Below are 12,425 nucleotides of genomic sequence, written 5' to 3' on the forward strand. Positions count from 1 at the left end.
GAATGACTAAATGAGCCAATGACGTGCAGCAAATGACACAACGTAAATGACCTAATGACCAAACCATGATAGGAAATTACATTAAAACCACGGTACGTGGCCTGACGAAAAACCGGGCTTACAGCGTTTTGAACATCGCCGGCCTGGCTATTGGAGTGGCCTGTTCATCTATGATATTTTTATGGGTGCAGGACGAGCTTACGTTTAACCACAATTTTGTAAAGCGGGATAACCTGTACACGGTTCGTGAAAATCAAACCTATGATGGTAAAACCTCCACATTCCGCGCCACCCCGGGGCCTATGGCTGCGTCGCTTAAGAATGATATCCCCGGTATAAGAAATGCTGCCCGTATGGCCGGCTCCGATAATATTGTATTTGCGCTCGGTGATAAAGCGATCAACGAAGATGGTTCTTATACGGACGCGGAGATCTTCCCGATGCTGAAACTCCCATTTATACACGGTAATGAAACGAATGTTTTTCATGACCTGCATTCGGTAGTGATTAGCACTACCATGGCTAAAAAGTTCTTTGGTGAAACCAACCCGCTGGGCAAGGCTCTGAAGATGAACAATGAGCAGGATTTTACAGTTACTGGCGTGTTTAAAGATTTTCCTAAAAATTCAACTTTCCAAATGCAGTGGTTCGCGCCCTTAAAAAATATCGAGCATACGCAACCATGGATGCAGGATTGGGGGGCCAATTGGGCCCATACCTATGTGGAGCTTGAACCATCTGCAGATGTTAATGCAATTAACAAAAAATTGGCTAACTATATCGGCACTAAGAAAAACGGCAATAATACCGCGTCGTTTCTTTTTGGGATGAACGACTGGAACCTGCGTGATAAATTTACCGATGGCAAAATGGATGGTGGAAGGATTGAGTACGTCCGCCTGTTTTCGGCGATTGCTTTTATCATCCTTATCATAGCCTGTATTAATTTCATGAACCTATCAACCGCCCGTTCCGAAAAGCGGGCTAAAGAAGTTGGCGTTCGTAAAGTAATGGGCGCCGGTAGAGGCAAGCTTGTTGCTCAATTTATAGGTGAGGCTTTGATCATGGCATTCATTGCCGTTATTATCGCGGTACTTTTAGTTTACGCTGTTTTGCCATCGTTCAACAACATGGTTCAAAAAGAACTTAATATTAATTTGCTGCAGCCCCTGCATTTAACTTATCTATTGTTGATGGGGGTGGTTACCGGTTTGTTAGCCGGCAGTTATCCTGCGTTCTACCTGTCATCATTTAACCCTATAGCGATATTAAAGAATATCAAATTGCCATCTGCAACAGGCGCGGGTTTCATCAGACAAAGTCTGGTGGTGATCCAGTTTTCGGTATCGATAATATTTATCATCGGTACGGTGATCATATATCAACAAATTCAACATGTTAAAAACAGGGAACTGGGTTATGAAAAAGATAACCTCGTTTACATTGATACCAAGGGCAAAATAACCGACCATTTTGCCGCGATAAATAGCGAACTGAAGCAAACCGGCGTTATAGCCGATGCGTCATTAAGCGAATACCCTGTTTTACAGATCTGGAGCAATACCGATAATTTTTCATGGGATGGTAAGGACGCGTCAAAAAATCCACTGATTACCATTGAAAGCGTAAGCCCTCAATTTGTATCAACCATGAATATGAAGCTGCTTGCAGGCAGGGATTTTTATGCCAATGCCAGGCTTGATAGTAGCAATGTGATCATCAACGAAGCCTTTGCCAAACAAATGGGTAAGGCCGGTCATGTGGGGGGGATTATCAGGGATGGCGGCGGTAAGCCTTATCAAATTGCGGGGATTATTAAAGATTTCCTTTATAATGATATGTATGTTTCGGGTGCTCCGCTGATGTTGTTTAGCCGCCCACAAAACAACAATATTTTAACCATTCGCTTTAAACAAGGCGTAAATTTAACCGAAGCGCTGGCCAAAACAGGCGAGGTTTATAAACGTGCTAACCCGGGCTATCCTTTCGAATACAAATTTGTCGACTCGGATTTTGATGAGTTGTTTAAAACAGAAGCCCTTACCGGCAAACTGGCGGGTGTGTTTGCCTCATTGGCTATAGTGATATCCTGTCTCGGTCTGTTTGGCTTAGCCGCCTATACGGCCGAAAGAAGGATCAAAGAAATTGGTATCCGAAAGGTACTTGGCGCATCAGTAGCCGGTTTAACCGGCCTGCTATCGCGTGATTTTTTAAAACTGGTTACAGTTTCTTGCCTGATTGCTTTTCCGGTTGCATGGTATGCTACCAATAACTGGTTGCAAGGTTACCAATATAGGATAACCGTACAATGGTGGGTGTTTGCCGCCGCCGGTATAGCAGCGATTTTTATAGCGCTGGCAACGGTAAGTTTCCAGGCTGTTAAAGCGGCGCTGAGCAACCCGGTTAAAAGTTTGAGGTCGGAGTAACCTCACCCAACCCTCTCCAAAGGAGAGGGCTTTAAATGAAACTGAAAGTAATAATATAAAAGATTCCTCCCCTTTGGGGAGGTTAGGAGGGGTTTATGATTCGTAATTATATAACAATCGCCTGGCGCAATATCCTTAAAAATAAGGTTTACAGCGCTATTAATATACTGGGCCTTGCCGCGGGGATGGCGGTTGCGCTGATGATTGGTCTTTGGGTAGTTAACGAGTATTCGTATGACAGGTTTTTGCCTAATTATGAGCAGCTGTACCAGGTTGAACAGCATTTTAGTACCCAGCACGATGGCGAGCATACGCAAACGGCGGTTTCACTACCGTTAGCCGAAGTGTTACGTAAAGAGATTCCGGGGGTAAAGCGTGTAGCCGAAACCGATTGGGTTGGCATGCAATGGCATGATTTGCTGGTGGGTAATAAAAAGCTTTACCTTGCCGGGGGCGCAGCTAATCCCGATTTCTTACAGATCTTTAAATATACTTTTGTAAAAGGTAATGCTAAAGACGTATTTACCCAGCCAAATTCCGTCATCCTGAATGAATCGACCGCTATAGCTCTTTTTGGCAATGCTGATCCAATCAATAAAGTTGTTCGTTATGACAACAGCCAAAATTTAAAGGTTACCGGTATTATCAAAGATATTCCCAAAAACGCTACAATACAATTTAGCTTTTTAACTCCTTTTAGTTTCAAGGAAGCAACCGAGGGCTGGATGAAAGGTGCCCGCACGATGTGGACAAACAACTCGTTCAATATGTTCCTGGAGTTGCAGCCCGGTGTAACTATGGAGCAGATAGCGCCTAAAATTAAAAACATTGTATATGATCATAGTGAACAAATGCGGCCTGGCAAGCCTGAAGTGATCATTCATCCCCTAAAAAAATGGCATCTGTATAATGATTTCAAAAACGGGAAAGCTGTTGGTGGGTTTATTGATTATGTGCGCATGTTTAGTGTGATAGGCATTTTGGTGCTGCTGATAGCCTGTATCAATTTCATGAACCTTTCAACTGCCCGGTCCGAAAAGCGGGCTCGTGAAGTAGGCGTACGCAAAGCCATCGGATCTCAACGAAGCGATTTGATAGCCCAGTTCCTTGCCGAATCTGTAATGATCACTTTCATTTCATTTTTGTTGTCCATAGTGATGGTGCAGCTGGCTATTCCTTCGTTTAATGCTATCGTAGGCAGTGCCATTAGTATCCCATATACCAATATTTTGTTTTGGACTATGATGATAGCCTACGTGTTATTAACCGGCTTATTGGCAGGTAGCCGCCCTGCATTTTACTTATCGTCATTTAATCCCGTACAGGTATTAAAGGGTACTATCAAGGTTGGTAAGTCGGCTTCATTGCCGCGCAAGGTTTTGGTGGTAATGCAATTTAGTTGTTCGGTTGCTTTGATTATCAGTACTATCATCGTTTATCAGCAAATTCAATATGCAAAAAACAGGCCTACCGGTTATAGTTCAACCCGGTTAATGATGACCGACATGAGCGGCGATCTGGAAAAAAACTACAGCGCCCTTAAAAATGATCTATTGGCAAGCGGTATGGTAGAAAGTGTTGCTTCAGCATCAAGCCCGGTTACCAATATTTATAGTCATACAGGTATCGATAACTGGCCGGGAAAAGCCGGTGGAGAAACAGGCATAAATGTTGGTTCGATATCAGTATCGCCCAATTATTTTAAAACATTGGGTATGAGCCTCAAGGATGGCCGTGATTTTTCAAGCGATTGGGTTTCGGATACTTTGAATGTGATAGTAAATGAAGCGGCAGTAAGAAGGATGGGGCTTAAAAATCCAATTAATCAATTAATTAGCTATTCGGGCGGCAATAAGCCCGTGCGTATCATAGGTGTGGTTAAAGATGCTTTAATGGAATCGCCCTTTACGCCTGTGCAGCCAGCTGTATTTAATCACGGTCGCGGCGGCAACAATATCATGTATCGCCTGGCTGCTAATGTAAATATGCAGGATGCAATTAAAAAGATAGAAAAGATCTTCGATACTTACAACCCGGCATATCCTTATATCTATCAGTTTGTTGATGAAGAATACAACCACAAATTTAGCCTGGAAGCATTGGTTGGCAAGCTGGCCGGTGTGTTTGCCGGGTTAGCGATTTTTATATCATGCCTCGGTTTGTTTGGGTTAGCCGCTTATGTGGCCGAACAACGCACTAAAGAGATAGGTATCCGTAAAGTACTGGGTGCTTCCATAGCACAGGTATGGCTGCTGCTGTCGAAAGAATTTATTTTATTGGTGATGTTAAGCTGCATAATAGCAACACCTATAGCCTTTTACTTTTTGAAGGATTGGTTGCAGAAATATGATTACAGTATAACCATCGGTCCGGGAGTATTCATGCTTTCGGCAGTAGCTGCGATAATTATCACCCTGATCACGATAAGTTTCCAGGCTATAAAAGCAGCGTTGACAAATCCGGTTAAGAGTTTGCGAAGTGAGTAACCTCACCCAAACCCTCTCCTTTGGAGAGGGCTTTAAGAAGATTAAAATAGATAAATAATAACTAAATATATCACAAGTACAATTCCTCCCCTTTGGGGAGGTTAGGAGGGGTTTATGATTAAAAACTATATAAAAATTGCCTGGCGAAATTTGGTTCGTAACAAGGCTTATGCAACCATCAGTGTTATTGGTTTGGCTTTGGGGATAGCCTGCGGCGTATTGATTTTTACGCTGATCAGCTACCACCTGAGCTTTGATACATTTCATAAAGATAAAGACAGGATCTACCGTTTCTATACCGAGTTTCACGATCAGGGTGTAGACCGGGTAGGAGCTATTCCGCAGCCTATGGCCAAAGGATATCGTAATGACTTTGCTTTTAGCGAAAAAACGGCAAGGTATATCAGCTTTAACAAAACGCTGATCACTATTACGAAGGGAAATGAAGTTAAGAAATTTGGCGAAGACGACGGTGTTGCTTTTGTTGAGCCTGATTATTTCCAGATCCTCAATTTTCCATTGCTTAAAGGGGATAAGAAAACCATCCTCGCGAACCCAAATGAAGCTTTGGTAACCGAGAAAATGGCTCATAAATACTTTGGTAACGATAACCCGATAGGCAAAGTTTTTAAGCTCGATAATAATATCAGCGTAACCATAACCGGTGTACTACAGGATTTGCCAAATAATACTGATCAAAAACAACAGATCTTTATTTCGTACGCAAGTATGGATGCCTACGGAGGCAAAGATCGTGAAAATAACTGGGGAGGTGTTTACAGCGGCAGTCAGGGCTTTACCCGTTTAAAACCAGGCGTAACCAAAGCACAGGTTGAAACTGCCATGCTGCAATTGGTTAAGAAAAATTATACAGGGCGGGATCTGCAGGTATGGCGCTTTAAGTTACAACCTATTGCCGAAATGCACTTTGACCGTGAACTCGGCGGCTACGCTGATAAGAGCTATTTATGGGCACTGTTCTTTATCGGCGTGTTCCTGATCATTACTGCTTCGGTGAACTTTATAAACCTAGCTACGGCTCAGGCACTAAATCGCTCAAAAGAGGTGGGTATCCGTAAAGTATTGGGCAGCCAGCCTTTTCAATTATTTTGGCAGTTTATTGCCGAAACAGCCATTATCAGTATTATAGCCGTTGGGGTGGCCATTGGGTTGTCGGAAATTGCCTTGCCTGCATTGAATAAACTCTTTCACGCAAGGATGACCTTTAACTGGTCGGAACTTAGTGCTTTTATCGTGTTGATTACTATTATTGTAGTATTCCTTTCGGGCTCGTATCCTGGTTTGGTACTGGCACGGTTTCAACCTATCAAGGCGCTCAAAAGCAAGCTGTCACAAAAAGACGTCGGCGGGTTTTCGTTGCGCAGGGTTTTGGTGGTTACTCAATTTACTATATCGCAGGTTTTGATCATCGGCACCATTATCGTGGTATCGCAATTACACTATTCACAAACTGCGGATCTTGGTTTTAATAAAAATGCCATAGTATTGGTGCCGCTCCCTCAAAACGATAAGATGAAAATGAGCACGATGCGTAATCGCCTCAGCGAAATTAAGGGAGTTGAAAACGTATCTTACTGTGCTAATGCACCTGCATCCCGTTCAAATAGTAATACCGGTATTCAATATGATAACCGTGCCGAAGACGAGCATTGGAGCATCAATACCAAACAGGCCGACGAAAATTACATTTCAACCTTTGGCATTAAACTGATTGCCGGTAGAAATTTCTTTAAAGGCGACTCGGTAAAAGAGTTTTTGGTTAATGAAACCTTTGTTAAAAAACTGCACCTTAAGCCGCAGGATGTAATTGGAAAGCAGATGGCAATTAATGGCCGCGACTATAAAGGCACCATTGTAGGGGTGATGAAAGATTTTTATAATTACTCTTTCCATTCGGAAATTTCCCCATTGTGTGTGATGCCTAATTACCAGGATTTGGGTACCGTTGCTGTGAAAATAGATATGCGTAATGCTAAGGCTACATTAGCTGCAATTGACAAGATCTGGAACCAAACCTTTCCGGAAGAATTATATTCATACCAGTTTTTGGACGATACTATTGCCCATTTTTACGAAATGGATAATATCCTGTTAACATTGGTTGAAGCGTTTGCCGGTATAGCGATCATCATAGGTTGCCTCGGTTTATACGGCCTGGTATCGTTTATGGCCGTGCGTAAAACCAAGGAGATTGGTGTGCGCAAAGTATTGGGAGCAAATATCAGCAGTATTCTTTGGTTGTTCGGTAAAGAGTTCAGCATATTGTTGCTTGTTGCATTTGTAATTGCCTCTCCGCTGGCCTGGTGGGCAATGCACAATTACTTAAAGGATTTTCAATACCGAATCAGTATCGGCCCGCAAATATTTGTGATATCGATTTTGTCAAGCCTCATAATAGCCTGGATTACGGTAGGTTACCGCGCTGCAATGGCGGCGCTCGCCAACCCGGTTAAAAGTTTGCGTTCCGAATAAATAGTCATTGAGTCATTTGCTTCGTGTCATTAAGTCATTGAAGAATGAGCAAAGCAAAAAATGACCTAATGACGCATTGACCTAATGATATAGAATATGATTAGAAATTATCTGAAAATAGCCTGGCGAAATATCGCAAACAACAAAGCTTATACAGCTATCAACGTTTTAGGATTGGCAGCTGGGATGGCTGTTGCCTTGATGATAGCGCTTTGGGTTGCCCATGAATATTCATATGACAGATTTTTGCCCGATGCCAACAGGGTATACCAGGTTCGCCGTAATTTTAATAGTAATGGCGAAACATTAACGTTTAGTTCAACCTCGCTAAAACTGGCAGATGTGTTGAAAACTATGCCCGAAATAGAATATGTAGCACCCACAGATTGGGGGGGCACACATGGGTTAATGGTAGGCGATAAGAAGCTATCTATTGATGGCGTGCAGGCAGGTAGTGATTTCCTGAAAATTTTTCAATACAATTTTTTACAGGGGAGCCGTACCACCGCTTTGAATGATCCATATTCAATTGTATTGACCAAAGCTACTGCTCTCGCTTTATTTGGCGCGGGGAATGTGATCAATAAGGTAGTTAAGGTTGATAATAACTACAATTTAAAAGTTACCGGCGTGATTCAGGATGTACCATTGAATTCGTCGCTTCAATTTAAATATGTTATTCCATTCAGTTTGATGGAGCAACAGCCTTACATGAAAGACGCCCACGATAGCTTTGGTAACAATAGCTTCGAGCTATTTGCAAAGCTAAAACCAGGTGTAACGTACGCACAACTGGCCCCAAAGATCCTTCATATCGAAAAAGGCGAAAAAAATATAAATGCCGAAAACTCTGACGTAATTATGCAGCCGATGGTCGACTGGCATCTATTGTCCGATTATAAAAATGGAGTTGCTGCAGGTGGTTTTATTGATTATGTACGCACCTTTAGTATTGTTGGTGTACTGGTACTACTGATAGCTTGTGTGAATTTCATCAACCTCACAACTGCCCGGTCTGAGAAACGCGCGCGCGAGGTAGGTATCCGTAAAGCTATCGGATCACAACGTCAGCATCTGATATTCCAGTTCTTGACAGAATCTACATTGATCACACTGATCTCCTTTATATGCTCAATGCTTTTTGTTCAAATAGCGCTCGGGCCGTTTAACTCGCTCACCGGTACTACTATTGCCATCCCTTTTAACAGCGCAATTTTTTGGCTGATTGCCATAGGGTGCGTATTACTTACAGCCTTGGTAGCCGGTAGTCGTCCTGCATTTTATCTTTCGTCATTTAATCCGGTTAAGGTATTAAAAGGTACTATTCAGGTTGGCCGCTCAGCATCGTATTCGCGTAAAGTTTTAGTAGTGATGCAGTTTAGCTGTTCAATAGCCTTGATCATAAGCACAGTTGTTATTTACAGGCAAATTCAATATGCAAAAAACCGCCCGCCGGGATACGATATTAATAGGTTAATAGCCACTAATGCCAATGAAGATTTGGGTAAGCACTATTCCGCTTTTAAAAATGAATTATTGCAAAGCGGCGTGATTGAAAGTATCTCCACAGCATCAAGCACCATTACAGATATTAACATGCACAACAACCTTGACCAATGGCCTGGTAAATTTGCCGGCGAAACCGTTGAAATGGGCGTAATAGCTGTAGCTAATGATTATTTCAAGACGGTGGGCATGAAAATGCTTGCCGGCAGGGATTATAATAACGTTGTGTCCGATTCATTGAATATCATTTTTAATGAAGCGGGGGTTAAGCGCCTGCGCCTTAAAGGTGATCCGATAAGCCAGGTAATAACTTATGGAGGTAAGCAGCGCAAGATAATTGGTGTAGTTAAAAACGCGCTGATGTTATCGCCGTTTGCACAGGCCGACCCAACCATGTTTGTGTATAATAATGATCCGCATCAAAACATGATTTACCGCCTCTCGCCCAAAGTGAACCCGCATGATGCTATTGATAAAATTGGGCAGGTGTTTTCAAAATATAGTCCGGCCTATCCCTATACCTATCGTTTTGTAGATGATGATTATAACCGCAAGTTTGGTCAGGAAGTGTTGGTGGGTAAGTTGTCAGGCATATTTGCCGGTTTGGCTATTTTTATATCCTGCCTCGGTCTCTTTGGCTTGGCTGCATATATCGCCGAACAACGCACCAAAGAAATTGGTGTGCGCAAGGTATTGGGTGCAACTGTAAGTCAGCTATGGTTTTTACTGTCGAAGGATTTTGTGCTGCTGGTGCTCATCAGTTGCGTGATAGCATCACCTATAGCATTTTACTTTTTGCAGGGATGGCTACAAAAATATGATTACAGGGTAACCGTAGAGCCAGGTGTGTTTATTATATCGGCAATAGCGGCTATTTTGATCACACTGTTAACTATCAGTTTTCAGGCTATTAAAGCTGCAATTGCTAACCCTGTTAAAAGTTTAAGAAGCGAATGACCTCACCCAACCCTCTCCAAAGGAGAGGGCTCTAAGTGATACTAAATAATATTAATAATTCCTCCCCTTTGGGGAGGTTAGGAGGGGTAAATGATAAAGAATTACTTCAAAACCGCCTGGCGGAATATCCGGAAAAGCAAGGTTTTTTCGGCTATCAACATTTTTGGGTTGGCCGTTGGTATGGCAGCCTGCATCGTAATCACGCTTTTTGTTTATTACGAAAAAAGCTTTGATAACCTGCATACTAAAAATATCTATCGCTTAAACGAGGTGCAAAAGTTTGAGGGAATGGGAGCCACGCAAAAAGTTGCCTTATCTATGTTCCCAATGGGGCCAACACTTAAAGCCGATTTTCCGGAAATAAAAAACTTTACACGTGTTCGCTGGCAGCAAAAGTTTCCGCTCAATAACGGACTTAAACGTGTGTACATGCCACAGGTATTCTTTGTGGATTCGGTTTTTTTGAAAATGTTTGATTTCAAACTGCTAAGGGGCGACAGGGCAACTGCCTTATTAAAACCGCGCAGCGTTTTATTGACGGAAGATGCCGCAAAACGTATGTTTGGCAATGATGACCCGATTGGTAAAACGGTTACCAATTACGGGCAGGATACCATCACCTATTCGGTTACCGGCATATTGGCTAATGTGCCCAAAAACTCACAATTGCAGTTTGATTGCCTGTTTTCGTTCAGCAGTATTTATAAGAAATGGATGTTTACCAACTGGGGCGGCAACTGGTTAAATACCTATCTTGAACTGGCCCCTGGTACCAACGTAGCGGCGCTTGAAAAGAAGTTTCCAGCCTATCTTCAAAAATATAAAGGTAAAGACGGCCCTAAAAATTATGAGCTATTCTTGTTATCCCTGAAAGATGTTCACGCTAACTCGGCTGATATAGGGCTGGATTATATCAACTATCAAAAATTTGATAAACATATCACCAACCTGTTTACAGTTATAGGGATCATTGTTTTGGTAATAGCCTGTATTAATTTCATTAACCTTTCAACCGCGCGGTCATCGGAGCGGGCAAAAGAAGTTGGCGTACGCAAGTCTATTGGCGCAGGGCGTATTCAGCTGGCCATGCAGTTTTTGGGCGAAACGGTGTTACTTTCCCTGATAGCTTTAGTTTTTGCATGTGTTTTGGTGACCCTTGCCATTCCGTTTATCAATAGTTTGAGCCAGCGCGATATCAGTTTGCCGCTGCATGATAACAAAATGCTTATCGGAGTGGTGTTTATAAGCACAGTGCTTGTCGGTATTATATCCGGTATATATCCTGCACTCTTTCTGTCGTCATTTCAGCCGGTCAAGGTATTAAAAGGGGCTTTAACTTCAGCAGGAGGTAATAAGGTGCCACTGCGTAATATTTTGGTTGTTGGCCAGTTTACGAGTGCTGTAATCTTAATGATAGCTACGGTTTTGGTTATCAGGCAACTTAAGTTTATGCAGAAAAAAGATCCCGGTTTTAATCGCGATCAGATTGTTAATGTTCCTTTGGGTTTGATCCCGCAAAACAAATATGATTTGTTTAAACAGGAGTTGCTTTCCAACTCGATGGTGCAGGGAGTTACTGCATCGCAGGATATTTTGGGTAGCCACCTTGACCAAACAGGTATCTCATTTAAACTTGGTGATTCGCCGTTGCGCCAGCTTACTTCAACATTGCTGGTGGTTGATAATAACTACCTTGATCTGTATAAGATCAAACTGCTGATGGGTAAAAATTTTTCTACCGATACTTCTGCGGTTTGGAAACAATATATCATCAATGAAGCGCTGGCTAAGGAGTTGTTGAAAGATCATAAAGGGAAAAATATGGAATCCTTATTGGGGCAAAGATTTGGTTTTGATTCGTTGGGCGTGATTACCGGAATAGCCAAGGATTTCAATTTCAATTCCCTGCATTATAAAATTGAAACGCTGTTCCTGGTAAATGGTAAAGGGTTTAACCAAATGTCAGTTAAGATCAACGGCGGCAGAGCTAAGGAAGCGGTAGCATTCATCCAGTCAACCTGGAATAAAGAGTTTCCGGGTGTGCCTTTTGAATACCAATTCCTTGATGATCATTTTAAAGAAGTTTACAGCGTTGACAACCAGATAAGTACCGTAGTAAGTATCTTAGCTGGACTTATCATTATCATATCCTGTTTGGGGCTGTTCGGCCTTGCATCTTACTCAGCCGAAAAACGAATCAAAGAAATCGGAGTACGCAAAGTATTGGGGGCATCGGTACAAAACATTGTGATGCTGCTTTCGGGCCATTTTGTAAAACTAGTGTTGATTGCCAATGTCATTGCCTGGCCTATCGCATTTTATGTCATGAGCAAGTGGCTGCAGGACTTTGCCTATCGTATTGATATCAGTTGGTGGATATTTGGTATTGCCGGGCTTACTTCGCTGGTTATTGCCTTTGCAACGGTAAGTTTCCAGGCTATAAAAGCGGCGGTGGCTAACCCGGTTAAAAGTTTACGTTCCGAATAATTTGTCATTGAGTCATTTTGCTTGCGCGTCATTAAGTCATTGATAGACACGCTAAGCAAAAAATGACCTA

The 12,425-nt window shown here is 42.4% G+C and carries 5 protein-coding genes; all 5 read left to right on the plus strand.

Translation table 11 applies throughout. From position 1 onward, the window contains the following. The first annotated feature begins 65 nt into the window (after window positions 1-65). On the plus strand, window positions 66-2,426 hold the full coding sequence (locus FHW88_RS08095; protein ID WP_176624494.1) for an ABC transporter permease: 2,361 nt from the start codon (window positions 66-68) through the stop codon (window positions 2,424-2,426). Between the two features lie 95 nt (window positions 2,427-2,521). After that, window positions 2,522-4,912 (plus strand): ABC transporter permease, encoded by a 2,391-nt coding sequence (locus tag FHW88_RS08100; protein ID WP_176624496.1) that lies wholly within the window; start codon window positions 2,522-2,524, stop codon window positions 4,910-4,912. A 114-nt stretch (window positions 4,913-5,026) separates the two neighbouring features. Further along, on the plus strand, window positions 5,027-7,405 hold the full coding sequence (locus FHW88_RS08105) for an ABC transporter permease (protein ID WP_176624498.1): 2,379 nt from the start codon (window positions 5,027-5,029) through the stop codon (window positions 7,403-7,405). Window positions 7,406-7,501: 96 nt separating this feature from the next. After that, window positions 7,502-9,868 (plus strand): ABC transporter permease, encoded by a 2,367-nt coding sequence (locus tag FHW88_RS08110; protein WP_176624500.1) that lies wholly within the window; start codon window positions 7,502-7,504, stop codon window positions 9,866-9,868. Between the two features lie 90 nt (window positions 9,869-9,958). Beyond that, a complete protein-coding gene (locus FHW88_RS08115) occupies window positions 9,959-12,355 on the plus strand; it encodes an ABC transporter permease (RefSeq protein WP_090525374.1) in 2,397 nt (798 codons plus the stop codon). Window positions 12,356-12,425 lie beyond the last annotated feature (70 nt).

Source organism: Mucilaginibacter sp. SG538B, assembly GCF_013376065.1.
In the GTDB taxonomy this organism is placed as follows: Bacteria; Bacteroidota; Bacteroidia; order Sphingobacteriales; family Sphingobacteriaceae; genus Mucilaginibacter; species Mucilaginibacter rubeus.